The following is a 26,237-nucleotide window of genomic DNA, read 5'->3' on the forward strand; positions in this document are numbered from 1 at the left end:
ATGACGACGACCGCCACGACCGACCGCGTCCTGATCCTCGGCCTCGACGGCGCCACCTGGTCCGTGCTCGACCCGATGCGGGCCCGGGGGGCGATGCCGAACCTCGACGCCCTGCTCTCCCGGTCGAGCCGGGGCACGCTCCGGTCGACCGAGCCGCCGATGACCGCCGCCGCCTGGGCGACGATGCAGACCGGCTGCGACCCGGCCGACCACGGCATCTTCGACCACCGCTACTTCGACCCCGCCGCCGGCCTGATGCGGGTGAACCACTCCGGCCGGTTCCGGGTGCCGACCCTCTGGCACCTGCTCGACCGCGCCGGCCGGTCGGTCGTCAGCCTGAACCTGCCGGGCACGTATCCCGCGCCCGAGGTCCGGGGCATCGTCGTCTCCGGGATGGACGCCCCCCACCTGGAGGCCGCCCTCTCGGGCGCCCCGGCCGACTTCGCCGAGGCCCTCCGCCGGGAGGCCCCGAGGTACTCCCTGAAGTACCAGTGGAAGCGGGTCCCCGAGTCGCTCGACGAGCTGGAGGCCAACGCCGAGGCCACCGTCGAGGGCTTCCTCGGCCGGGCCGACGGGGCGATCGTCGCCGACCGGATGGCGCCCGACTGGTCGGCCCTGCTCGTGCAGTTCCAGAACCTCGACCCGTTCCAGCACCGCGCCTGGCGATACCTGGACGTGGACGAGACGGGGATCGCCGAGCCGAAGTGGAACGTCGCCGCCGCCGGGGTCCTCCGGGGCCTCGACCGCGCCATCGGCCGGCTCTGCGAGCTGGCCGACCGCCGGGGCGCGGCCGTGCTCTGCGTCAGCGACCACGGCTTCGGCCCCTGCCTGGGGAGGGTCCACGTCAACCGGATCTTGCTCGATCGCGGGCTGATCAAATTGCCCGGCGTCGCCGGCCGGATCCGGCGAAGGGCCACCCAGGCCGCCGACCGCCTCCGACTCTGGGGGGACAAGCGGAAGGATCCGAAGGCGAGGGGCGCCTCGTTCCACGCCTCGATCGCCGCGACCTTCCCGTTCGACTGGTCGAGGACGGTGGCCTTCGCCCCCCACCAGGACTGCGGGGCGATGGTCTACATCCCCCGGGACGGCGCGGCGGGTGGCCCCTTGCCCTCGAACCCCCGGCAGGTCGACGAGGTCCGCGCGCAGGCCCGGGAGGCGCTCGCCTCGGCGAACCACCCCGAGACGGGGGAGCCGCTCTTCCCGAAGGTCATCGACCTGGGGGGCGACTACGGCCTGGACCCGAGCGAGTCCGGCTACCCCGACCTCGTGGCCCTGCCCGACCGCCGCTACTGGGTCCGCACCAAGCTGACCGCCGACCGCTCCTGGGTCGCCGCCGACCCGTCGCTGCCCGGCACGCACCGGCCCGAGGGGATCGTCTCCCTGGCGGCCCCCGGCTTCGGGCCGGATCGGGCGATCGACGCCGCCTTGAAGGACGTGACCCCCTCGGTCCTCGCCCTGCTCGGCGAGCCGATCCCGGGGCACGTCCGGGGCGTCCCCTTCGCCGGGCTCGGCGGCCGGGCGACCCGGGCCGACTCCGGGTCGGGCCCGGTCCGGCCGCCGCACGGCAACGCCTTCGACTTCGACCCGGAGGACGAGGCTATCGTCGAGCAGCGGCTCATCGACCTCGGCTACCTCGGCTGATCGATCAGGGGGCCGGCCGACCGGCCGGCCCCTCCACCTCGTCCGCCTCCTCGACGACCCCGGCCACCTGGCCGTTGTCGTTGACGGCGGTGGCGGTGGCGAAGACCGGGCTGCCCTCGGGGATGAGGGTCATTTTCTCATTCTGATAGATGAATGCCCTCGGGTAGATGTCCGACCCGCTGGGGCCGTCGACCATGCCCACGACCATGCCCGAGTCGTTCACGGCGGCGGCCTCGGACTTGACGTAGCCCTCGGGTTCCTCCAGTTGCCGGTGGCCGCCGTCCCGGGTCCAGACGACGGCGTGGGCCCGGCCCCCGTCGTCGAACCGGAGGCCGACGACCATGCCCGAGTCGTTCACCCCCCGGGGCAGGAGCGAGCCGGGGCCGGCGATGGCCTCCCGGGCCCAGCCCCCCGAGCCGTCGGCGGTCCAGAGGCAGGGGAGCGCCCCGTCGACCGCCGAGACGCGACGGCCGTCGCCGCTGATGGCGACGACATTGGATCCCAGGCCCCGCTCGGTGGGCAGCGTGGTCGCCCTCCAGCCGTCGCCGTCGCCGTCCCGGTCCCAGACGCAGGGTTCCATGTGGCCCTCGAAGAGCATGATCCCGCTGATGCGGGCCCCGTCGGCCGAGACGCCGGTGGCGAGCGAGGCGATGCCCCCCTCCAGGACGCCCAGGCCCCGGATGCCCCCCTCGGCGTCCCAGGCGAACGCCTGGTTCTGCAGGTCGACCTCCACCCCCGGGATCAGGGGCTTGCTCACCCGGCCGACGACCAGGCCGCCGTCGCTGACCGCGGCCGGGAAGGTCGAGGTGTAGCCCTCCAGCAGGGGGAGCCGGGTCACCGCTTCTCCCTCCAGGTAGACCGGCACCTGGGCGACCACCCCGGGCCGCTCGGCCTCCTCCTCCCAGAGGAATCCGACCACGTCCCCCCCGGCGTTGATGCCGGTCGCGATGACGCCGGGGATCCGGGCCACGACCTCGAAGCCCGCCGGGGGTCGCTGCCCCCGGGCGGGGCCGGGGAGGGTGAGGGCGGCGGCCGACAGGAGCAGCAGCGTGGCAGGTCTCATCGGAATCCCCCTTGCCGTCGTCGATGGGCGGGTCGGGCTCAGGCGTCGCCGAGACGCTGGAGCTCCTCCCCGATGTCCCGCATCAGCGGGGCGATGGTGCTGGCCGAGAAGTCGAACCTCGCCCCGGCGGCCTCGAACAGCTCCGGCAGCGGCCGGGAGCCTCCCAGGGCCAGGGCCGCCCGGTAGGCGGACACCGCCGCCCGCCGGTCGGCCAGCGCCCGACGCCAGACCTGCAACGCGCCGAGCTGGGCGATCCCGTACTCGATGTAGTAGAACGGGTATAGGAATATGTGCAGTTGTCGATGCCAGGTGTTCGACCGCACCTCCTCGAAGCCCGACCAGTCGATGATGCCGCCGAAGCGGTCCATCAGGGCGTTCCAAGCGGCCCGCCGGTCGTCCCGGGTGTGCCCCGGGTGGCGGTAGATCCAGTGCTGGAAGGCGTCGACGGTGGCGATCCAGGGCAGGATCAGGACGATCCCCTCCAGCAGCTCCCGGTAGGACCGCTTCGCGTCCGCCTCGGGGTAGAAGACGGTCAGCTCGGGGGCGCCGAGCAGCTCCATGCTCATCGAGGCGACCTCGCAGAACTCGATGGGGGCGTCGCGGTACTCGGGCAGCGGCTCGCCCCGGGCGGCGAGGGTGTGGAAGGCGTGGCCGCCCTCGTGGAGCATGGTCCTGAGGTCGCCGTCGACCCCGACGGCGTTCATGAAGATGAAGGGGAGGCGGTCGTCCTCGAAGGTCGTCTGGTAGCCGCCGGGGGCCTTGCCCTTGCGGTTGGCCAGGTCGAGCAGGGCGCGGTCCCGCATGAATGCGAACTGGGCGCCCAGCTCGGGGTCGACCTTCGAGAAGATCCGCGAGGCCCCCTCGGCCAGCCGGTCGGCGTCGGCGAAGGGCCGCAGCGGGGGGCGGCCCTGGGGGTCGACAGAGAGGTCCCAGGGGCGGAGCTTCTCCAGGTCCATCGCCACCCGTCGCTGCTGCTGGAGCGCGCGGGCCAGCGGGACGACCTCGGCCTCGACGGCGTCCTGGAACGCCTCGGCCTGCTCGGGGCCGTAGTCGAACCGCTCCCGGCTGGCGTAGGCGTATTCGACGTAGCCGTCGAAGCCGGCCTCGCGGGCGACCTCCTGCCGCAGGGCGATCATGCGGTCGAAGAGGTCGTCGAGGGTGTCCCGGTCCCGGAGCCGTCGCGACGAGACCAGCTCCCAGACCTCCCGGCGGAGGGCCCGGTCGGGCTCCTCCAGGTAGGGGGCCATCTGCGCGAGGGTCTTCTCCTCGCCCCGGAAGGTGACGGTCATCGCGCCGATGGCCTTCTGGTACTTCTGGCCCAGCTCGGCCAGCTCGGTCTCCCGGGGGATGTTGGCCTCGCGGTAGAGGCGCCGGCGGTTCTCCTGGGCGCGGTCGAAGACGCGGTGGCGGTCCGGGTCCAGGCCGGGTCGGTGGGGGGAGTCGAGGTAGGCGTTGCGGAGCCGGTTCAGATACGGCTTGAGCCTCGGCTCGATCTCCCGGACGAAGGCGAGGTGGGCGGCCTCCCGGTCGGGGTCGTCGGTCTGGCAGGTCATGGCGACGTAGCGCCGGACCCCCTCCTGCGAGACGGCCGAGTTCAGCTCGCCGACGTCCCGGAGCCACTCCTCCAGCTCGGCGGGGGAGGTGATCGGCCGATCGACGATCTGCTGATAATACGGCTCGATCCGCTCCCAGGTGGAGAAGTCGACCTCGGCGGGCAGCCAGCGGTGGGGGAAGGTCTCGGGGGCGTAGGGGGCGGTGCTCATGGGTCTCGACCTGGGGGCGTGATCGGCCATCTCGGGCGGGTCGGCGAATGGGTGTTCCTCCCCGACATGCTGACCGATCGGGGAGGGGAGGGGCAATCCCAACCGGGGATCCCGGGCGTCCGACCTGCGCCCCCGACTGCGGGGCAGGGGGTGGGTGCAGGCCGGGTGAGGGGGCCGGGACGGTGCGCGAGGCCCGGGGGCCCGCGCCGGCCCCGCTCCTCTGGCGGGGAGGGGGAAGGCGGGGGTCAGTCCTCGTAGATGAGGTACTTGGCCCGGACGTCGAGGAACCGGCGGAGTTCCCGGGCCCAGGTCCGGCGGACCTCCCGGACGCTCGCGCCGGAGACGATCGCGTCGAGGGCGGCCTGATTGGTCATGAGCCGATCCATCGCCTCGGGCTCCCAATGGTCCGGGTAGAGCCGACGGAGGGTGACCGCCAGGCCGATGCCCAGCTCGATCGGCTCGAACTCGTCCCAGTCGGTGATGATGATGTAAACGCCCCCGCAGTCCTCGCCCTCGTACTGGCGCTCGGCGGGGGAGAAGCGGACGGGGACGAACCGGACGCCGGGCAGCCCCTCGGCGTTCAGCTCGGTGGCCCACGCCTTCGGGTCGATCCAGGGGGCGCCGACGCGCTCGAAGGGGGTGTCGGTCCCCCGGCCGGTGGCGAGGTTGGTCGCCTCCAGCAGGCCGACGCCGGGGTAGAGCAAGGCCTCGGTCAGGCTCCGCATGTTCGGCGAGGGGTTGGTCCAGAGCAGGCCCGTCTCGTCGAAGGTCATCGACCTCCGCCAACCCTGGCACTCGACGACGGTCAGGTCGGCCTCGACGCCGCGCTCGGCGTTGAACAGCGTCGCCAGCTCGCCGACGGTCATGCCGTGCCGCACCGGGAGCCGGTGGAACGCGATGAACGACTCGGCGTCCTCGTCGCGGACCGGACCGGCCACCTCGACGCCGCCGATCGGGTTGGGCCGGTCGAGCACGAGGACGGGGATGCCCGCCTCGGCCCCGGCCTCCAGCACCAGGCCCATCGTGCTGATGTAGGTATAGAAGCGGGCCCCGATGTCGGCGATGTCGAAGACGAGGGCGTCGATCCCTTCAAGCTGCTCGGGGGCGGGCTTCCGGCGCTCGCCGTAGAGGCTGTAGATCGGCAGGCCGGTCTCCTCGTCCCGGTCGTCGCCGACGTTGGTGTCCAGCACGCCCCGGATGCCGTGCTCGGGGCTGAACAGGGCGACGAGCTCCACGTCGGGCGCCTCGAACAGGGCGTCGATCGTCGGCCGGCCGTCCCGGGTCTTGCCGGTGTGGTTGGTGACCAGGCCGACCCGCTTCCCCTTGAGCGGGGCGAAGCCGTCGGCCGCCAGCACGTCGACCCCGCAGAGGACCTCGGCCGATTCGGCCGTGGCGGGGGAGGGGATCGGGGTGTCGACGATCGCCGAGGCGACGATCGTGGCCACCTCCCGGCGGAGGGCGGTGGGAGAGGGCTGGTCCCCCCCGGGGTGCAATCGGCTCGTCAGGAGGATGACGAAGGTCTCGGTGTCGGGGTCGACCCAGATGCTCGTGCCCGTGAACCCGGTGTGGCCGAAGCCGAGGGGGCCGAACCGCTCCCCCCGGGGCGAGCTGAAGCCGGTCGCCACGTCCCAGCCGAGGCCCCGACGCTCCCCCTCGGGGGTGTCGGCCGGGTCGATCATCGCCCGGACGGTCGGCGGGGCGAGGATCCGTTTGCCGTCGGGTCCGATCCCGCCGTCCAGGAGTGTTTGCGCGTAGATCGCCAGGTCGTCGGCCGTCGCGAACAGGCCGGCGTGGCCGGCGACGCCGCCGAGGGCCCGGGAGCGGGGGTCGTGGACCTCGCCGCGGGCCATCTCCCCGTCGACGACCTCGGTGGGGGCGATCCGGTCGGCCGGGATGCCCCGGTCGAGGGGCCGGAAGGTGGCGTCGGCCATGCCGATCGGCTTGAAGACGTTCTCCCGGGCGAATTCGTCGAGCGGCCGGCCGGAGACGCGCTCGACCAGCCGGCCGAGGATCTGGAAGCTGACGTCCGAATAGCGGAACCCCTCGCCCGGCTCGGCCACCAGGTCGATCTCGGCGATCCGCCGCCAGGCCTCGTCGACGCCGTGCTCGTAGTCGCCGATCGGGTTGTCGGGGATCAGCCCGGCGCGGTGGCGGAGGAGCATCTCGACGGTGATCGCCCCCTTGCCGTGGTTGTCGAACTCGGGGAGGTAGGTGGTGATCGGCTCGTCCAGGTCGATGAGTCCCCGCTCCCAGAGGACCATGACGGACGTCGCCGTGGCGACGGGCTTGGTGAGCGAGGCCATATCGAAGACCGTGTCCCGGGTCATCGGCTCGGCCTCGGGCTCGACGGCCCTCCGGCCGATCGCCTCGACATGGGCGATCTTCCCCCGACGGCCGACGATCACGACGGCGCCGGGGATCTTCCCCTCGTCGACGGCCGTCGAGATGGCCTCGCCGACCCCGGCGAGCTTCGATGCGTCGAACCCCAATTCCTCGGGAGGGGCCTCGGGGAGGCCCGGCGTCGGGGCGGGGGCGGCCAGCAGGCCGAGGGCGACGATCGCGGGGAAGAGCAGCATGGTCACTCCGGGACGAGGAGAAAGGGGTCGCGAGGGCCGTCGCCCCGCCGGGAGGGTTCGCCCGCCCCGGGCAATCCGGCCCCTCGATCGATGGTCAGGTGGATCAGCGAGCGTCCCCCGTCGAAGGCGTGCCGCCCCGGGGCAGGAAGGTCGAGGCCAGCAGGCCGACGAGGAAGGTGGTGCCCGAGCCGACCAGGGCGAAGTAGGGCCAGGCCAGGGCGCCCTCGAACGGGTAGGGGATCGTCCCCCGGAACTCCGACCCGAATCGGGCGTAGGAGACGGCGAGCAGGCCCGCCACCAGGCCGACCAGCGCCGCCCCCTGGCCGACCCGGTCGGTCAGCACGCCGAGCAGGAAGACGCCGAGGATGATCCCGGTGACGAACGAGGCGATCGCCAATGCGTCCTCCACCACCGGGCTGTCCTGGAACTTCGCCGCCGCCACCGCGGCGATCCCCATCTGGGCGATCCCCCAGACGATCGTCAGGGACCGGGAGAGGCCAAGCAATTTCTCCTCGCCGATCCTCGGGAAGGCGGGACGGATCAGGTCGTTGACCGTCGAGGAGGCGGAGGCGTTCAGCGAACTGGACAGGGTGCTCATGGCCGCCGAGAAGATGGCCGCGACGACCAGGCCGACCAGGCCGGTCGGCAGGTGGGTGACGATGAACGAGGCGAATTCGTCGTCGACCTGCAGCGGCCGGTCCGGAGGGTACTCGCCGTAGAAGACGGACAGCGCAACGCCGATCAGCAGGAACAGCGCGAACTGGGCGAAGACCACGAACCCGCTGGCGATCAGGGCCCCGGCCGCCTGTCGCTGCGATTTGGCCGAGAGGTAGCGCTGGACCATCATCTGGTCGGCGCCGTGGGTGGCGGTGCTCAGGACCATGCCGCCGATCACCCCGGCCCAGATCGTGTACGGCTGGGTCAGGTCGAAGCTCGGGTTTAGGAACCGAAACTTGCCGGCCGCTTCTCCCGACGCCCAGAGGGTCTCCCAGCCGCCGTCGAGCCGGCCGACCATGATCAGCAAGGCGGCGACGGCCCCGATCATGTAGATGAGGAACTGGGTCACGTCGGTCCAGACGACCGCCGTCATGCCGCCGAGGAAGGTGTAGACGATCGTCGAGACGCCCATCAGGACGATCGACGCCGGCATCGCCCACTCGATGGGCATGATCGCCCCGTCCCCGTCGCCGACCAGGCCGCTGAGTAGCAGGAGCCGGCGGAGCACCAGGGCGGCCAGGAACAGGCGGAGGCCGTCCCCCAGGGTCCGGGAGAGCAGGAACAGCAGCGAGGCGGCGGTCTTGGTCGCGCCGCCGAACCGCGCGTCGAGGACCTGATAGGCCGTGTACATCTGCCCCTTGAAGTAGCTCGGCAGCAGGACGACCGCCACCAGGACCCGGCCGATGATGTAGCCGATGGCCAGTTGCAGGTAGGTGAAGTCCCCCCCGTCCCGGTAGGAGAGGCTGGGGACGCTGAGGAAGGTGGCGGTGCTCGTCTCGGTGGCGACGATCGAGATCATCACCGCCCAGGCCGGGACCCGGGAACCGCCCAGGAAGTACCCCTTCAGGCCCTCGCTCCTCGACCCGATGAGGGAACCGAAGAGGGTCACGCCGAGGATGTAGAGGACGATGATCGCGAGGTCGATCGGGCTCATGAGGGGGACCGGGGGCCGTGGTGCGTCGCAACTGCGGGGGAGCGGAATAGGTTACACCGGCCCTGCGGGATTGGCCACCACCCCGATCTCGCCCGGCCTCGATCCGGGGCGAGGCCCCTTCCTTCGGGGCTGACCGCGGGGATATAATGAAGATTGCCGTCGTCTCGCTCCCCGATCGGGCCGACCCCTTAGCCCGTCCCGGATATCGGAGGGATCGAGCGCCCGACGGCCCCGCCCCGCCCGCCCTCCGACCATCGCAGCGAGGCCCGGAGTGTCCCGACCGCCGTCGAGCGTCAGCCGCCGCGACCTGTTCCGCTTCCGATCCCGTCGTGAGGCCGGTGCTGCCGACGTGCCCGAATCTCCCCCGGCGCTGGAGCGGGTCAACGGCGGGGACCTGGTCCTCGCCCGAAGGCCCGCGATGGGGTCGTACTTCGACGTCCGGGTCCCCTCCCGGACCCCCGGCGCCGCGGCCCTGGCCCAGGCGTCGCTGGACGTGATCGACGCGATCGAGCTGACGTTGACGATCTACCGGGACGACTCGGAGGTCAGCAGGCTGAACGCCTCGGCCCACGAGGGGCCGGTCGCCGTCTCCCCCGGGCTGTTCGACCTGATCGAGCAGGGCGTCCGACTCGGCGAGCAGACCGACGGGGCGTATGACGTGGCCTCCGGGGCCCTGAGCCTGGCCTGGGGCTTCATCCGGGGGCCGAAGCGGGTGCCCTCGGCGGAGCAGCTGGCCGAGGCCCGGGGGCGGTCGGGCAGGCACCGGATCCGGCTCGACCCGGAGCGGAGGACCGTCGCCTTCGACCGGCCCGGCGTGGTCCTGAACTTCGGCGCGATCGGCAAGGGATACGCCCTCGACCGGGTCGCCCGGGTCGTCAAGGATTACTGGTTCCCGACCTCGGCGCTGGTGCACGGCGGGCAGTCGAGCCTCTTCGCGGTCGGCTCGCCGCCGGATCGATTCGGCGGGCGCTGGCAGATCCGGGTGACCAACCCGTTCGACCCGGCCCGGCCGGTCGGCACGGTCCACCTCCGCGACCGGGGGCTGGCGACCTCCGGCGGCGCGATCCAGCGGTTCGAGGCCGGCGGCCGGATCTTCAGCCACCTGATCGACCCCCGCACCGGGAACCCGGTCGGGGAGGGGGGGCCGGCCAGCGTCACGGTGCTCGCCCCGACGGCCGCCGAGGCCGACGCGCTGGCCACCGCCTTCTCGGTTCTCGGCCCCGAGGGCTCGGCCGGCTTCCTCCGGGACCGGGCGGACGTCGGCGCCCTGTTCGTGATGCGGGGGGAGGACGGCCGGGCGAGCGTGCGGCCGTTCAACCTCGCCGACCGCGATTTCACCCCCGACGCCCTCGATGGGGCGTCGGGCTCGTCGTAGACTGGTCGAATTGCCTCGAATCTGGGGCCCTCGGCGACCTCGCCGCCCCCCCCGGCCGCTCCCGATGCCCCGGAGCCGCCCCGGACACTCGATTACGAAGGGAGGGTCGATCTCGATGGCCCCGACTCGGTACTACCCCGGCTTCTTCGGCGCCCTGTTCCTGGTCCTGCTCCGGCTCTCGATCGGCTGGCACCTCTACTACGAGGGGCGTTCGAAGGTCGAGAGCCGGGACTCTCCCGAGGCGTTCTCGTCCGAGAGCTACCTGAGGAACGCCACCGGGCCGCTCGCCGAGAAGTTCCGGAACATGGTGCCCGACGTGGACAGCCTGGGCGTCCTCGACCCGGAGCTGCTCGGGCAGTCCTGGGACGAGGAGCTGCGCCGGGCCATCGCCCACTTCCAGTTCACCGAGGGGCAGCAGGAGCAGGCCCGGGCCCAGCTGGAGGACGCCAAGGCCCGGGCCGACGCCTGGTTCGGGGATTCCGAGACGGCCGACAAGATCGACGACTACCGGGAGGACCTGGCCGCCCTCCGCAAGGGACAGGCCCAGCCCCCGGCCCTCGCCTACGAGCGGGAACGCCTCCTGGACTCCCAGTACGAGGTGGAGGCCGCCCGCAAGGAACTGGTCGCCCCGATCGAGCAGTGGACCGCCGACCTCCGGGCCGGCTGGGTTGCCCTGGCCGAGCCGGACCAGATCGAGACGGCCGGGGAGCTCGGCCCTCCCCCCTCGTCGCTCGACCAGGTCGACGCGATGACGATGTACGGCCTGGCCCTCTGCGGCCTGTTCCTGATGGCCGGGCTGCTGACCCCGCTGGCGGCCCTCGGCGGGGCCGGATTCCTGTTCCTCTTCTACATCAGCATGCCGCCGTTCCCCGGGCTGCCACCGAACCCCAAGGCCGAGGGGACGTACTTGTTCGTGAACAAGAACCTGATCGAGATGTTCGCCCTGCTCGCCCTGGCCGCCACCCCGAGCGGGCTCTGGTTCGGCGTCGACCGGCTGCTCTTCGGCTGGATCGACCGCCGGGCCGCCGCCGCCGAGGCCAGGGCCGTCGCCTGACCCGCCCGACTCGACCCGACCCGACCTGATCCGATTCGAACCGACTTGATCCGTCCGGACGCTGACCGGTCACCATCCGGACCGCTTCGAACCGAGAGGAGCTGCCAGTTATGACCAACCACCTCACCGACGAGCAGCGCGCCATCGGTCGGGCCAACGCCTACGCCGCGATCGGCGGGCTGGAGACCGGCCCGAGGGCGGGGTACCCGACCCGCCGCGACTTCCTCGTCGCCGCCGCCGCCGCGGGCCCGGCCCTGGGGGCCCTGTACTTCGGCTACACGCCGCTGGGCGACAAGCCGGCGGTCCGGGCCGCGATCATCGGCACCGGCAACGAGGGTTGCGACGCCATGATCCGGCAGTCCAACCGGGACTACGTCAACTACATCGGCTACTGCGACGCCCGCCCCTACAACCAGCAGCGCGCCCGGGACTACTTCGGCCGGCAGGACCTGGGCCAGTACACCAAGGACGACATCGCCAAGCTGAAGAACTACGACTCGATCAAGGCCGTCCTGGACGACCCCGAGGTCGAGCTGGTCGTCATCGCCCTGCCGCTCTGGCTGCACGCGCCGGTGTCCATCGACGCGATGAAGGCGGGCAAGCACGTCTTCTGCGAGAAGCTGATGGGCCACGACATCGCCGAGTGCAAGGCGATGATCAAGGCCGCCCGGGAGAACAACCGCCTGCTGGCCATCGGCCACCAGCGGCACTACTCGGCCATCTACGACAACGCCAACGCCCTGGTCCGCAGCGGCATGCTCGGCGACATCCGCCACATCCGCGCCAGCTGGCACCGCAACAACGGCCAGCTCCAGTTCGCCAAGGACGACGCCGGCAACATCGAGCTCGACGTCGAGGGCAACCCCGTCGTCCTCCGGGACGACGACGGCAACCCGCTCTACTACGACTCCTGGAAGCCCCCCTTCATGGAGGGGGACGACAAGGTCGACCTCGACGCCATCGCCTACAAGGCGTCCGACGGCAAGGTCTACTCCTACAAGAACCACGACGAGCTGGTCCGCTGGCGGCTCTACGACAAGACCGGCGCCGGCCTGATGGCCGAGCTGGGCAGCCACCAGCTCGACGCCTGCTCCATCTTCCTCGGCAAGCAGCACCCGCTGGCCGTCTCCGGCTTCGGCGGCAGCTTCTACTACGACGACCACCGCGAGGTCGACGACCACGTCTTCGTCAACTACGAGTTCCCGACCATCGGCGCCCAGGTCGACAGCGACGGGATGCCCGCCGACAAGGACCGGGTGATCGTCAGCTACTCCTCGATCACCACCAACGCCTTCGAGGACTACGGCGAGGTGGTCATGGGGACCTATGGCACGATGATGGTCTCCAAGGAGTACGACATCTACCTCTACAAGGAGTACGACCGCAACAAGCCGCAGTCCAACTGGGCCGGCCGGTCGACCTCCATCACGGTCGAGAAGGGTTCCAACGCGATGGCCACCAGCCCGAGCCTGGCCGGCCCGTCGCAGGCCCAGTCGCTCGGCGCCATCGCCGCCGGCGACGGCGAGCTGCCCTCCCGGGGCTACCGCGAGGAGCTGGAGCACTTCGCCTACTGCATCCGCAACGGCGACCCGAACGACTACCACGGCGACGCCGAGCACCAGCCCCGGTGCCCCGGCCCGGTTGCCCTTGCCGACGCGGTGATCGCCCTGACCAGCAACCTCGCCATGCGGCACAACGCCCGGATCGAGTTCAAGCCCGAGTGGTTCGACCCCGAGTCTCCCGCCGTCCCCGAGGCCGACTTCACCGGCCGGATGGCCTCCCGAGGCCGGGCCTGACGGCCCCCGGGCCGGACCCCCGATGACCCGACCCCTCGACGGCCCGGCCGGGCGGCGACGCCCCCGGCCGGGCCGCCCTCGTCCCGCCCCCGGCCGGGGATCCGGTTGCGATCCCGGCCCCGGGGCCGGTACGCTCGACGGCTCCCATGCCCACGGCCGTCGACGAGGCGGATGGCCCCGGTCGCGTCCCGCCCGCCAGGAGACCCCGACGATGCGTTCGAGGATGGTGCTGCTCGCCGCGATCGCCGCCGCCGCCTTCGGGGAGGCCCGTCCGCTCCCCGCCCGGCAGGACCGGGAGGCGACGATCCCCCACGGCCAGGACCGGCCCCCGAACCCGGCGAGGAGCCCCGAGGAGGCGGTCGCCGCGATGACCGTGCCCGAAGGGTTCACCGTGGAGGTCGTCGCCAGCGAGCCGGACCTGGTCAACCCCGTCTCCATGACCTTCGACGAGCGGGGCCGCATCTGGGTCACCGAGAGCCTGGAATACCCCCGACGGGAGCCCGGCCCGGGGCGGGACCGCGTCAAGGTGCTGGAAGACACCGACGGCGACGGCCGGGCCGACGAGTTCACGATCTTCGCCGAGGGCCTGAACATCCCCTCGGGCATCGCCGTCGGCCACGGCGGCGTCTGGGTCGCCAACGCTCCCGACATCCTCTTCTATCCGAATGCGGACGGGGACCTCGCCCCCGACGGCCCGCCGGAGGTCGTCGTCTCCGGCTTCGGCCGGGACGACACCCACGAGCTGCCCAACAGCCTCACCTGGGGGCCCGACGGCTGGCTCTACGGCTGGAACGGCGTCTTCAACCGCAGCCGGGTCGAGCAGGGGGACGAGACGTATGATTTCACCTGTGCGATCTTCCGCATCCACCCGAAGACGCGCAAGTTCGAGCTGTTCTGCGAGGGCACGTCGAACCCCTGGGGGATCGCCATCGACCCCGAGGGCTCCCTGTTCGCCTCCGCCTGCGTGATCGACCACCTCTGGCACCTCGTCGAGACCGGCTACTACCACCGGCAGGGCGGCCCCTATCCGCCATTCACCTGGAAGATCGAGTCGATCGTCGACCACCTCCACCAGGAGCGGGCCTACTGCGGCATCACCTACTTCGACAGCGACGCGTACCCCCCCGAGTACCGCGGCAAGCTCTACATGGGGAACATCCACGGCAATTGCATCAACGTGGATTCCCTCACCCGGGATGGGGCCACCTACCGGGGCCACGGGGAGCCCGACTTCCTCTCGGCCAACGACGCCTGGTTCATGCCGGTCGTGCAGAAGACCGGCCCCGACGGCTGCCTCTACATCCTCGACTGGTATGATCAGTACCACTGCTACCAGGACGCCAACCGCGACCCCGCCGGCATCGACCGCCTCAAGGGCCGCCTCTACCGCGTTCGCTACGAGGGCACGCCGAGACGAACCGGCTTCGACCTGGCCGAGTCGAGCGACGAGGAACTCATCGGCCTGCTCGATGATGCCAATGTCTACAACCGGGACATCGCCCAGCGATTGCTGACCGAGCGGCTGATCGAGGGCGGCCGGGACGGGCTCCGGGATCGGCTCCAGTCGGTCGTCCGCTCCGACTCCATTGGCCGAAAGGGCCGGATGCATGCGACCTGGGCGCTTATCGGGTCGGGCTCGCTCGACCCCGAGTTCCACTGGCGACTGGTGAGCGACGACGACCCGACCTTCCAGGCCTGGGCGGTCCGGGCGGCGGGGAACATGGGGTCCGTTTCCCCGACGGTCCGGGAATGGGTGGCATCGCTCGCCACCTCCCCCTCGCCGGACGTCAAACTCCAGGTCGCCATCGCCGCGCCGAAGATTGAGGGGCTGGACCCGGTCCCCATCCTGGGGACGATTGCGGCTTCCTGCGGTGACGACGAGCTCATCCCCCGGGTCGTCTGGCGGAACATGCTCCCGCTGCTGGAGGAACGTGGCGAAGGCCTCATCGCCTCCCTCTCGGCGGGAAGTCTGTCACCTGCCGGTCGGGAACTCCTGCCCCGGGCGCTCGAATGGTTCGCCTCCCAGGAGGAGGTTCAACCCCAGGTGTTCCTCGCCGTGACCGGCGCCCTGATCGGTTCGGGAGACCCGGAGGCGATGACCGACGCGTTCCGAGTCCTGTCCGACTTGCTCCGTCGCCGGGACCTGGACCCGGAAGCCTCGGGATCGCTCCGGGCGGGGCTTCGGGATCTGCTCCGGCCCCACGCCGATCTCGGCCGGTCGGACGCCTGGCTCGCGGTCGAGTCGTCGATCCTGCTGGCCTATTGCGGCGACGAGGCCGGGCTGGAACTGGCCCGGCTCGTCTTCTCGAACGGCCCGACGAGGGAGGCCCGCCTCCGCGCCCTCGACGCCCTGATCTACGCCGAGGAGGGACCGGCCCTCCGCGATCGCGTGAGGGCCGTCCTCGACGACCCGGAGCGACGCGGTTCGGCCGAGTTTCGGGGCGAGTTGCTCGGGGCGCTCGGGGAGGTCGACGATCCCGAACTGGCCGGCGTGATCCTCTCGGCCTATCCGGGGTTCGAGCCCGACCTGAAGCCCAAGGCGGTCGCACTGCTGACCCAGCGGCCCTCCTGGACGAAGGCCTTGCTGGCGGAGATCGGCGCGGGGGCGATCCCGGCGAACGTGCTGAACGTCAACCAGGTCCGGGCCCTGCTGGAGAGCCCCGACGCCGAGCTGGCCGAGCTCGTCCGCCAGACCTGGGGCACCGTCCGCGAGGGGAGGGACCCCGCCCGGGAACAGGTGATCGACCGCTTCCGGGGCGAACTCCGGGACGCCGGGGGCGACCCGATCGCCGGCCGGGCCGTCTTCGACAAGGTCTGTGCCCAGTGCCACCAGATCTACGGCAAGGGGCAGCAGGTCGGGCCGGACGTCACCGGCAATGGCCGGGGCTCGTATGAACAACTGCTCTCCAACGTCCTGGATCCGAGCCTCGTCATCGGCGCGTCCTATCAGGGGACGATCGTCGCCACCGCCGACGGCCGGATCCTCTCCGGCCTGCTGGAGGAGGACAGCGACCGCCGGATGGTCCTGAAGCTCCAGGGGGGCGAGCGCGAGGTGATCCCCAGGGACCAGGTGGAGGAGGTCCGGGTCAGCCCGGTTTCGCTGATGCCGGAGAACCTGGAGGAGCAGCTCGCCCCCGACGAGCTGGCCGACCTGTTCGCCTTCCTCTGCCTCGACCGCGACCCCGACGACCCCGAGGCGCGGCCCATCGACGGCACCCCCGCCGGCCTGATCGACGCCCGTCCCGCGGCCGAAGGATCGAACGAATGAGCACGCAACGCCCGATCGACCTCAGGTCCGACACCGTCACGAGGCCGTCCCCCGCCATGCGGCGGGCGATGGCCGAGGCCGAGGTGGGCGACGACGTCTACGGCGAGGACCCGACGGTCGACCTCCTGGAGCGGCGGACGGCCGGGCTGCTGGGCAAGGAGGCGGCGCTGTTCGTCCCCTCGGGCACGATGGCCAACCAGATCGCCGTCGGCCTGCACGCCGGGCCGGGGGACGAGCTGATCTGCGACGCGAGGGCCCACGTCTACGTCTGGGAGGCCGGCGGGATCGCCCGGCACTGGGGGGTCCAGGCCCGCACGATCAACCCGCACGGCGGCCTGATCGGCCTGGACCACCTGCGGGACAAGATCCAGCCCGACAACGAGCACTACGTCCGCACCCGGCTGGTCTGCCTGGAGAACACCCACAACCGGGCCGGGGGCCGGGTCCACCCGTACGATTCGGTCCGGGAGGTCGCCGATTGGGCCCGGTCGAACGGCCTGGCGATGCACCTCGACGGCGCCCGGCTGATGAACGCCGTGGTCGCCTCGGGCGTCCCCGCGTCCGAATGGGCCTCGCACTTCGACACCGTCTCGATCTGCTTCAGCAAGGGGCTCGGGGCCCCGGTCGGCTCGGCGATCGCCGGGTCGGCCGAGCTGATGAGGAAGGCCCACCGGCTCCGCAAGGCGCTCGGCGGCGGGATGAGGCAGGGGGGCATCGTCGCCGCCGGGGCCCTGTTCGCCCTCGAGCATCACGTCGACCGCCTGGCGGACGATCACGCGAATGCGCGCCTGATCGCCGATGCCATCGAGCGGGCCCCCGGCCTCTCGCTCGAATCGGGCCCGGTCGAGACGAACCTCGTCTGGATCGCCGTCGACCCCGGGGCCGGCACGGCCCGGGAGGTGGCCGATCGGCTCCGGGAGGCCGGCGTGCTCGTCAGCGCCCTCGGCCCGCAGACGCTCCGGGCGGTCACCCACCTCGACGTCTCCCGGGGGCAGTGCGAGCGGGCCGCCGGGGCGATCGTCGAGGTGGCCGAGGGGATGGCCGCCCGGGCCTGACACCCCATCATGGCGATCGAACCGCTCCACCGCTGGGACCTCTCCCCCGACGAGGCCCGGGCCCTCCAGCGCGAGCTGGCCGCCCGGGTCGACGCGACCCGGGCCCTCGGCCCCTGCCGCCGGATCGCGGCGGCCGACGTCTCCTACAACAAGGGGGACGACCGGCTGTTCGCGGCCGTCGTGGTGGTGGAGGCGGGCACCTTCGAGGTCGTCGAGCGGTCCGGGCTTGTCGCGAAGGCCGGATACCCGTACGTCCCCGGCCTGCTCTCGTTCCGGGAGGCCCCCCCGGTGCTGGAGGCGTTCGACCGCCTGGCGGACCGGCCCGACGTGCTCCTCTGCGACGGCCAGGGGATCGCCCACCCGAGGAGGCTGGGGATCGCCAGCCACGTCGGCCTCTGGCTGGGGATCCCGACGGTCGGCTGCGCCAAGTCGCTGCTCTGCGGCTCCTTCGACGAGCCGGGCCCCGACCGGGGGGACCGCTCCCCCCTGATCCACAAGAAGGAGCGGATCGGCACCGTGCTCCGCACCCGGAGCCGGGTCTCGCCGGTGTACGTCTCGCCGGGCCACCTCTGCGATTTCGAGGGGGCCGAGCGCCTCGTGATGGAGACGACCGGGAAATACCGACTCTCGACCCCGATCCGCCTCGCCCACGACTTCGTCAACGAACTCCGCCGCCAGGGCGGAGCGGGCGGATCGACCTGAGTTCCCGGCATCCGCTCGTCCCCTCCTCCGCGCCACCGCGTCAGTTCCCCTCCCCGGACGATCGGCCGGGATTGCCCGATCGGGCGACTTCGAGTATGGTCCGCCATGACCGCGCCGGCCGGGGCGTCGGCGAGGGGGGGACACGGATGGACCCGGGAGTCGGACTCGATCGGATGGGACGCCCGAGACGCCGGAACATCGTGGGGCCGCTGCTGCTGCTGGCGACGATCGCCCCGGTCTCGGGGTGCAAGACGACGGTGCGCGACTTCGTCTCCCTGGACGATTCGGCGGCGTTCAACCGGGCCCGGGCCACCGGGCTCGACGACGAGGCGTCCGACGCCGTGGCCATCCCCGCCCTGATCGCCCACCTGGAAGACGCCGACGCGGTCGTCCGGCTCACCTCGCACGAATCGCTCCGGGAGCGGACCGGCCGGGACTTCGGCTACATCCCCTACGGCACGCCGGGGGAGCGGGCCGCCGCCGTCGCCCGGTGGCGATCCTGGTGGGAGTCGCAGGCCGTGACCCCCTCCGGCCGTCGGCTGCCGCCCGGCCCCGGGCGCTGACGGGCGGCCCGGACGGCGGCGGACCCTCGACGGGCGAGATCGACCACCACCGGCCAGGGAGGGCCGGCCCATGCCCGACCACTTCGCCGCATCGATCGCCCCCGACCCGGCCTCGGCCCCGCCCCGGCCGGTCGTCGGGCTGCTCGCCTACGTCGGGAGCCTGGCCCTCGCCCCGATCCGGGCGGCCGGGGCGATCGGCCGGAGGCCCGACGGCGCGTTGGGATTGCGGGCGGCCACGATGGTGCAGCTCGACTGGCTGCTCGTCGCCGGCCTGCCCCTGGTGGCGCTGGTGCACGTCGGCATGGGCTCGTTCCTGTCGATGCAGGCGTATTTCGGGGCGACGTTCGAGGTCGGCGTCGGGCCGGTCGTCGGCGTGGGGCTGATCCGCAACGGCGCCCCGCTGCTCTCGGGCTTCATCCTGGCCGGGCTGATGGCCTGCCGGGCGACGGTGGAGCTGAGGACGAGGCCGAGGCCGGAAATCGACGCCGATCCGGCCTGGATCCCCGACCGGGACATGACGCTCGGCCTGGCCTCGGACGACCGCACCGGCCCCTCGGACGCCCGGGCGACCCTCCCCAGGCTGCTCGCCGCCGTGATCGCCGGCCCGGTCCTGGCGAGCTGGGGGGCGGCGGTCGGCATCCTCGTCGGGTTCCGGGTCGCCAACGCCCTGCTCGGGATCCCGCTGGGCACCCTGTTCGACTCGTTCGCCGAGATGCTCTGGATGCGGGACCCGGCCGGCCTGCTGATCAAGGGGATGGCCTTCGGGGCGATCGCCGCCACGCTCTCCTGCGTCGAAGGGGCCCGGGACGACGGGACGCCCGCCCACATGGCGGCGCTCCGGGCGTGCTGCCTGGCGATGCTGCTGATCCTGGGATTCAACCTCTCCTGGTTCCTGTTCGTCTACCTCGCGGGGCCGCCGTTCGGCCCGACGGTCCTGCCGACCTGAGCCGTCCCGAATCGACCCCAATCGTCCCGACCGATCCCCCCGTCCCCTCTCCTGTGCGCAACGGAGGCCTCCCGCCCATGAGCCGCTCGACGATCCGAGACGCCCGCGTCGGCCTGGTGCTGCTGGCGGCGGCGGCCGGCCTGATCGGCCTGGTCGTCGTGGCCGGGGGGGGGCCGGGCTACCTGGTGGCCGACCGCACGCCGATCGAGGTCTTCTTCCGGGACGCCCAGGGGATCCGGGTCGGCCACCCCGTCCGGATCGCCGGCCTGGAGGCCGGGAGGGTAGCGGGGGTCGACATCGTCGAGCACGAGGGGGCCCTCCGGGCCCGGGTCCGGCTGTCGATCGGCAGCGACCTGGCCGGGAGGCTGAAGCAGGACGCCGTGATCGTGATCGCCGCCGGGCTGACCGGGCAGTCGAGCGTGAACATCGCCTCGGTGGGGGAGTCGGGCGTGGCCTGGGTGCCGGGGCAGCCGATCGAGGGGATCGAGAGTTCGCTGTTCGACCCCCTGCTGGAGCAGGTCGGCCTCGGGCCGGTGGAGCGCGACCACCTCAGCCACACGATCGGCCAGGTCCGCCGGACGATCGACGACGTCTCCCCCCGGCTCCAGAAGACCCTGGCCGCGTTGCAGCAGGCCGCCTCGGACGTGCAGATGGCCACCGAGGTCGCCGGGCCGGCCGTGGCGGGGGCCTCGGGCAAGCTCGACGCGATGACCGGGCGGCTCGAAGGCCTGATGGAGGAGGCCGAGGCCCTCGTCGCCACCCTGGAGGGGACGGTGGCCGAGAACCGGGACGGCATCAAGGACACGATCGCCAGCGCCCGCCAACTCTCGGCGAGGACCGACACCCTGCTCCAGCAGTACGGGCCGAAGGCCGGGGAGCTGGTGGAGGGCCTGGGCCAGACCCGGATGCGGGCCGACCGGGTGCTCTACCAGGCCGACGTCTCGTTGACGAACCTCTCGGGCATCCTGGTGAACAACCGGGCCAGCATCGACCGGTCGATCGCCAACGTCCGGGACGCGACGGACTCGGCCCGGATGATGATCGAGAAGCTCCGGGCCAATCCGCTGCTGATCAGCCCGCTGTACAAGCCGGGCCGGGACGCAGAGCTCGCCCTGGCCAACTTCGACACGGCGAACGTGGTCCTGAAGGCCGCCAGCGAGTTCAACGACGCGGTCAAGCACCTGGAGGCCCTGCGGGGCCAGATGCAGTCTCCCCAGCAGCAGCAGGCGGTGGACGCGATGCTCCAGCGGGCCTCGGCGATCAATGCCCAGATCGAGCCGATGATGCGGGGGCTCGCCCAGGGGATCCAGGCCCAGCCCCCGCCCGACCGGGGGCGGGGGGGGTTGCTCCCCCGCGAATGACGGGCGAGATGGTCGACGCGTGTACCGGCCCCGGGATTTCCGCAAATTCAGTTAAATCCCCTCCAGCTTCCGGCCGATCTAAGGGGCAGACGAGTTGAGAGTGGAGCCCCATCGGGGCCGTCGGCCGGGGGGCCCTCGCGTGGGGGCAGTCGGCCGGACCGGAACCATGGGACGTCGAGGGACGAGGGCCGGCCGGGGTCATCCCGACTCGCCGGGCCTCCGAGGTGCAAAGGGAGACGCAATCATGGAAATCCACGGCGCCGGCGGTCCCCAGGGCCCGCAACCGATCTATCCCCGGCTCGCATCGTTCAGCGTCGAGGCCAACGCGAACGCCCAGGCGGCCGTCCCGCGTGACCAGGTCGAGATCTCGCAGCTCGGCCTGGTGCTCGACGGCATCCACAGCCTGCCCGAGATCCGCCACGAGAAGGTCGAGGCGATCCGCCAGCAGATCGCCAGCGGCACGTACGAGACGCCCGAGAAGCTGGAGCGGGCCCTCGACAACCTGCTCGGCGAATTGTCGGGATTCTGATCCTGCCCCCGTCCCCGGCGGCAGTCCGGACCGCCGCCGGGATGGAGGGATGGGCTGACCGTCCCCGGGCCGCCCTCCCCGGGGGCGCCCGTCGGGCGGGCCTCATCGGCCGACTTCCCTGATCCCGTCGCCCGGGCATGACGGGCTCGGGACCGGACGTCCCGGCCACCGCGGTACCCTGCGCCCGACCGGGGGACGCTCGGATCTCCTCGCCCTGGGGCCGGGCAGAGCGGACATGACGGCCCGCCCCCGATGGGGGCGGGCCGCCTTCGCGTTCATCCGGGGCGAATCGCCTGGCGAGTCGATCGGGATCGGCACGCCGGGCCCGGTCCGAAGGGCCGGGCCGATCCCCTCGCGACCCGAGAGGCCGTCCCGGAACTCCCGGCCGTTGACGAGGCCTGAGGCCCCGGGATGGGGGACCGATCCCGCCGGCGTCGAGCGGAGAAATCCCGGGACGCCGGGGCGGCCGGTCCGCCGACTCCCGGGTCGGCAGGGAGTCCGTGCCAGCCGGGGTATCAGCCTCCGGGGGAGGCCGCGACTCGACGAGGACCTGGGGGGAGGCTGGGGGCCGCGAGATCGGTTAGGATGGCGTCGACGAGACGGCCTTCCGGGCGATTTCGAGGATGCGGGGCGGGCCGGTCGCGGCTCCCTCCCCCGTCGGACCCTTCGGTGATGCTACGGAATCGTCGCCACCCAGCCCTCGACTACCTGATCGCCGCGCTGGCCGTCGGCCTGGCCGCCCTCCTCAGGCTCGCGCTGTCGAAGGAACTGGGCCCGAGGCAGCCGTACGCGACGTTCTACCTCTCGGTGCTGTTCGCGGCCCTGTATCTCGGCCAGGGGCCGGGGATCCTGGCCGCGTCGCTCGGGCTCGCGGCGGGCATGGTCCTGTTCGTCGTCCCGCATGAGGACATGTTCGTCGCCGACCCGGGCGACCTGGTCGTCCTGACGACGTACCTGTTCGTCAGCGTCTCGACGCTCGTACTGTGCGGGTCGTACCGCCGGATGTTGCGGCGGATCGAGGAGGAGGCCGGGCGTCGGTGTCGGGCGGAGGAGGCCGAGCGGGGCCAGCGCGAGCGGCTGGAGGCGACGCTGGCCAGCCTGGGCGAGGCGGTCCTCGTCACCGGGGCCGACGGGAAGGTGCTGACGCTCAACCCCGCGGCCGAGCGGCTCACCGGCTGGGCGGCGGCCGACGCGACGGGCCGGCCGATCTCGGACGTCTTCCACACCCGGGACCGCGAGACGACCCGGACCGAGGAGCTGCCCGTCGCGGAGATCCTCGGCGGGGGGCTGGTGCACCGGACGGCCGGGCCCGCACTGCTCCGCCGCCGGGACGGGTCGGAACTGCCGGTCGAGGCCAGCTCGGCGGCGATCCGGGGCGGGGGGGAGCGGGACGGGGGCCTGGTCGTCGTCGCCCGGGACGTGTCCGATCGGCTGGCGGGGGAGGAGGCCGAGCGTGTCGACCGCGAGCGGCTCCGCCTGGCGATGGAGGCCGGGCGCCTCGGGGCCTGGGACTGCGACCTCCGCACCGGCCTGGTCCGCTGGTCGGAGCACGACGAGGCGCGGTTCGGCCTGCCCCCAGGCTCCTTCGGGTCGACGCTCGACGGCTTCCGGGCGCTGATCGTCGCCGAGGACCGGGCCCCGTTCGAGGCGGCCCTCGCGCGAGCGACCGCGGAGGGACGCCCCTTCGAGGTCGAGTTCCGGATCCGGCGACGCGACGGGTCGATCCTCTGGATGTCCCTCAGGGGGGCCGTCCTCCGGGACGACGAGGGCCGGGCCGTCCGCCTGCTGGGCATCTGCGCCGACGTGACCGACCGCATGAGGTCGGAGCAGACCTCCCTGTTCCTGGCCGATGCCGGTGCCGCCCTGTCCACCCTGGTCGACGAGGGGGAGACGCTGGGCAGGCTGGCCCGCCTGGCGGTCCCCTTCTTCGCCGACTGGGCCGCGGTCGACCTGGCCGGGCCCGACGGCCTCCCCCGTCGGGTCTCGGTGGCGCACGTCGACCCGGAGAAGGTCGCGCTCGCCCACGAGCTTTCCCGCCGCGACCCCCCCGGGCCGGACACCCCCCACGGGGCCTGCCACGTCCTCCGCTCCGGCCGGTCGGAACTCGTCGAGGAGATCTCCGCCGCGATGATCGACGGCGAGGCCCGGGACGACGAGCATCGTCGGATGCTCCTCGCCCTGGGGCTGCGCTCCACCATGTGCGTCCCGTTGAGGACGCGGGACCGGGTCCTCGGCGCGATCACCTTCGCGACCGCCGAGTCGGGCCGCCGTTTCGGGCCGGCCGACCTGGCGATCGCCGAGGACCTGGCCCATCGGGCCACCATCGCCCTGCAGAACAGCCGGCTCTACGCCGAGCTTCGCCAGTCGGAGCGCCGCTTCCGGCAGCTGGCCGAGCACATCACCGCCGTCTTCTACGTCAGCGACACCGGGTCCCCGAAGATGCACTACATCAGCCCGGCCTACGAGGCGGTCTGGGGGCGGAGCTGCCGGAGCCTCTACGACGACCCGATGTCCTTCCTCGAGGCCGTGGACCCCGAGGACCGCGGGCGGGTCGCCGGGGCGATCGGCCGGCAGGTGCTCGGCGAGCCGACCGCCGAGGAGTATCGCATCCGCCGGCCCGACGGGGAGATCCGCTGGATCTACGACCGGGCCTTCCCCGTCCGGGACGAATCCGGGCGCGTCTTCCGGGTCGCCGGCATCGCCGAGGACGTGACCGATCGCAAGCGGGCCGAGGCCGAACTCCGGGCCGGCGAGGAGCGGTTCCGGCTGCTGGCCGAGGCCGTCCCGCAGTTCGTCTGGATCATCCGGGCCGACGGGAGGCTGGAATACGTCAACCGCCGCTGGCTGGAGTACACCGGCCTGACCGAAGACGGGTCGCGCGAGCTGGTCTCGCGGCAGGGGGTCTTCCACCCGGACGACCGGCAGGCCGTGCTCGACCGCTGGGCCGAAGCCGAGCGTTCGGGGGGCGACTTCGAGGCCGAGTACCGCATCCGGGGCAAGACGGGCGAGTACCGCTGGTTCCTCGGCCGGGCCGTCCCCGCCCGTCGCCTGGGGGACCGGGTGGAGTCCTGGTTCGGCACGGCGACCGACATCGACGACCGCAAGCGGGCCGAGCGCACGCTCCGCCTGCTGGCCGACTCGGGCATCCTGCTGGCCGACCCCACCGACTTCCGGGGGACGCTCGAGCGGGTGCCCCGGCTCGTCGTCCCCGCCCTGGCCGACTCCTGCGTGGTCTACCTCGTCGGGCCGGGGGGCGCGATCGACCGGGCCGCCATCGCCCACCGGGACGAGGCGTGCCGGGCGCTGATGGTCGAGCTGCTCGAGGGGTCGGCGATCGACCCCTCCGGCCCCTCCCCGGTCGCCGAGGTGATCCGCACCGGCCGCCCCGACCTCCGCCCCGAGCTGGACGAGGCGACGCTCGAGGCCCTGATCCCCGACCCCGACCGCCGGGATCGGTTCCGGCCGGCCCGCCCGACCTCGCACCTGATCGTTCCGATGGTCGTCGGCGGCCGCACGGTCGGGGCCTTCGGCCTGGCCGCCACCGACTCGGGGCGCCGCTTCGGGCCGGACGACCTGCCCGTGGCGGAGGATCTGGCCCGTCGGGCCGCCATCGCCCTGGAGAACGCCCGGCTCTACCAGGAACTCCGGGAGGCCGACCGCCGCAAGACCGAGTTCCTCGCCGTCCTGGCCCACGAGCTCCGGAACCCGCTCGCGCCGATCCGGACCGCCCTGCACCTGATGAAGCGACGGGGGGAGGGCCCCGGGGCCGACGCACCCCCCGACCCCGACGAGTTCGAGCAGGTCCGATCCATGGCCGACCGGCAGGTGGCCCACATGGCCCGGCTGATCGAGGACCTGATGGACGTCACCCGGATCACCCGGGGCACCATCGAGCTGAGGCCGGAGGCCGTCGAGCTGGTGCCGGTCGCCCGCCGGGTCCTGGCCGCGATCGCCCCCCAGGCCCGGGAGGCCGAGCAGGAACTCTCCTGGAGCCTGCCGGCCCGGCCCGTCCGGCTCCGGGCCGACCCCGCCCGGGTCGAGCAGATCCTCTGGAACCTGCTCTCCAACGCCGTCAAGTATTCCGACCGAGGGGGCCGGATCTCGCTGTCGGCCGAGGTCGACGACGGGGGCAGCTCGGCGACGATCCGGGTGCGGGACACGGGCATCGGCATCGCCCCGGATCAGCTCGGCCACATCTTCGGCCTGTTCGTCCAGGTCGACCGCGGCCCGGGACGCCATCGGGGCGGGCTGGGGATCGGCCTGAACCTGGTCCGGACCCTGGTCGAGCTGCACGGCGGCTCGATCTCCGCCCGGAGCGCCGGCCCGGGCCTCGGCAGCGAGTTCGTCGTCAGCCTGCCGATCCTGACCGGGCCGGAGGCGGAGGGCTCGTCGGCCCCGGCCCCGGCCCCGGGCCCGGGCCCGGAGGCCGGCCGGGCCGGGCCGCCCGCCCGGCGTCGGATCCTGGTGGTCGACGACAATCGGGACGCGGCCGTCAGCCTCGGCAAGGTGCTCGGCAAGCTCGCCGGCCACGACGTCCGCATCGCCCACGACGGCCCGGAGGCGATCGCCCTGGCCGCCGGGTTCACCCCGGAGGTCGTCTTGCTCGACATCGGCCTGCCCGGCATGGACGGCTTCGAGGTCGCCCGACGCCTCCGGCAGTCCCCCGAAGGGGCCGCCGCCACCCTGATCGCGCTCACCGGCTGGGGCCAGCAGGAGGACCGCCGACGCTCCCGGGAGGCCGGGTTCGACCATCACCTGGTCAAGCCGGTCGACACCGACGAGGTCGAGGGCCTGATCGCCTCCATCCCGCCCCCGCCCACGCCCGATTCCCTGATGCCGACGCCCGGCCGTGCCGAAGATAATCCCGGCTAGGACGGCCCGGATCTCGGCGGAG

General features: G+C 72.5%; 16 protein-coding genes. 12 read left to right on the forward strand and 4 right to left on the reverse strand.

Going from position 1 to position 26,237, the window contains the following annotated elements; all coding sequences use genetic code 11:
* On the forward strand, nucleotides 1-1,641 hold the full coding sequence (locus ElP_RS16320) for an alkaline phosphatase family protein (protein ID WP_145271058.1): 1,641 nt from the start codon (nucleotides 1-3) through the stop codon (nucleotides 1,639-1,641).
* Nucleotides 1,642-1,645: 4 nt separating this feature from the next.
* Here the strand turns inward: ElP_RS16320 and ElP_RS16325 are convergent, their stop codons facing one another.
* From ElP_RS16325 to ElP_RS16340, 4 genes are all read right to left on the reverse strand, one after another.
* Complete coding sequence (locus tag ElP_RS16325; protein ID WP_145271060.1) at nucleotides 1,646-2,704, reverse strand: HAF repeat-containing protein; 1,059 nt, start codon at nucleotides 2,702-2,704, stop codon at nucleotides 1,646-1,648.
* A 38-nt stretch (nucleotides 2,705-2,742) separates the two neighbouring features.
* Nucleotides 2,743-4,467 carry a M3 family oligoendopeptidase gene (locus ElP_RS16330; RefSeq protein ID WP_145271062.1) on the reverse strand — a complete coding sequence of 575 codons (1,725 nt, stop codon included), beginning with the start codon at nucleotides 4,465-4,467 and terminating at the stop codon, nucleotides 2,743-2,745.
* 245 nt (nucleotides 4,468-4,712) lie between these two features.
* Complete coding sequence (locus ElP_RS16335; RefSeq protein WP_145271063.1) at nucleotides 4,713-7,043, reverse strand: exo-beta-N-acetylmuramidase NamZ domain-containing protein; 2,331 nt, start codon at nucleotides 7,041-7,043, stop codon at nucleotides 4,713-4,715.
* 103 nt (nucleotides 7,044-7,146) lie between these two features.
* A complete protein-coding gene (locus ElP_RS16340) occupies nucleotides 7,147-8,694 on the reverse strand; it encodes a sodium:solute symporter (protein ID WP_145271065.1) in 1,548 nt (515 codons plus the stop codon).
* A 271-nt stretch (nucleotides 8,695-8,965) separates the two neighbouring features.
* On the opposite strand from ElP_RS16340, the gene ElP_RS16345 reads away from it, so the two are divergent.
* The 11 genes from ElP_RS16345 (at nucleotide 8,966) to ElP_RS16395 (ending at nucleotide 26,215) form a co-directional block, all read left to right on the forward strand.
* Nucleotides 8,966-10,069 (forward strand): FAD:protein FMN transferase, encoded by a 1,104-nt coding sequence (locus tag ElP_RS16345; protein WP_231749755.1) that lies wholly within the window; start codon nucleotides 8,966-8,968, stop codon nucleotides 10,067-10,069.
* Nucleotides 10,070-10,184: 115 nt separating this feature from the next.
* On the forward strand, nucleotides 10,185-11,123 hold the full coding sequence (locus tag ElP_RS16350; protein ID WP_145271066.1) for a DoxX family protein: 939 nt from the start codon (nucleotides 10,185-10,187) through the stop codon (nucleotides 11,121-11,123).
* A gap of 110 nt (nucleotides 11,124-11,233) precedes the next feature.
* Nucleotides 11,234-12,919 (forward strand): Gfo/Idh/MocA family protein, encoded by a 1,686-nt coding sequence (locus ElP_RS16355; RefSeq protein WP_145271067.1) that lies wholly within the window; start codon nucleotides 11,234-11,236, stop codon nucleotides 12,917-12,919.
* 211 nt (nucleotides 12,920-13,130) lie between these two features.
* Complete coding sequence (locus ElP_RS16360; protein ID WP_197447037.1) at nucleotides 13,131-16,187, forward strand: PVC-type heme-binding CxxCH protein; 3,057 nt, start codon at nucleotides 13,131-13,133, stop codon at nucleotides 16,185-16,187.
* Nucleotides 16,184-17,242: a low-specificity L-threonine aldolase gene (ltaE, locus tag ElP_RS16365; RefSeq protein WP_145271070.1), complete on the forward strand. Its 1,059-nt coding sequence runs from the start codon at nucleotides 16,184-16,186 to the stop codon at nucleotides 17,240-17,242. The genes ElP_RS16360 and ltaE overlap by 4 nt, the downstream gene beginning before the upstream one ends.
* 9 nt (nucleotides 17,243-17,251) lie before the next feature.
* Entirely contained in the window at nucleotides 17,252-17,944 is a 693-nt protein-coding gene (locus ElP_RS16370; protein WP_145271072.1) for an endonuclease V, read from the forward strand.
* Between the two features lie 173 nt (nucleotides 17,945-18,117).
* Nucleotides 18,118-18,507, forward strand: coding sequence for a hypothetical protein (locus ElP_RS16375; RefSeq protein WP_145271073.1), 390 nt, complete (start codon nucleotides 18,118-18,120; stop codon nucleotides 18,505-18,507).
* 70 nt (nucleotides 18,508-18,577) lie between these two features.
* The gene (locus tag ElP_RS16380; protein ID WP_145271075.1) at nucleotides 18,578-19,453 is read left to right on the forward strand and encodes an ABC transporter permease; all 876 of its coding nucleotides are present in this window, start codon (nucleotides 18,578-18,580) and stop codon (nucleotides 19,451-19,453) included.
* A gap of 77 nt (nucleotides 19,454-19,530) precedes the next feature.
* Entirely contained in the window at nucleotides 19,531-20,814 is a 1,284-nt protein-coding gene (locus ElP_RS16385; RefSeq protein WP_145271076.1) for an MlaD family protein, read from the forward strand.
* 244 nt (nucleotides 20,815-21,058) lie between these two features.
* Nucleotides 21,059-21,343, forward strand: a complete 285-nt coding sequence (locus tag ElP_RS16390; protein ID WP_145271078.1) for a flagellar biosynthesis anti-sigma factor FlgM — start codon at nucleotides 21,059-21,061, stop codon at nucleotides 21,341-21,343.
* Nucleotides 21,344-22,015: 672 nt separating this feature from the next.
* Nucleotides 22,016-26,215 carry a PAS domain S-box protein gene (locus ElP_RS16395; RefSeq protein ID WP_197447038.1) on the forward strand — a complete coding sequence of 1,400 codons (4,200 nt, stop codon included), beginning with the start codon at nucleotides 22,016-22,018 and terminating at the stop codon, nucleotides 26,213-26,215.
* Nucleotides 26,216-26,237: the final 22 nt, after the last annotated feature.

This window comes from Tautonia plasticadhaerens, assembly GCF_007752535.1.
In the GTDB taxonomy this organism is placed as follows: domain Bacteria; phylum Planctomycetota; class Planctomycetia; order Isosphaerales; family Isosphaeraceae; genus Tautonia; species Tautonia plasticadhaerens.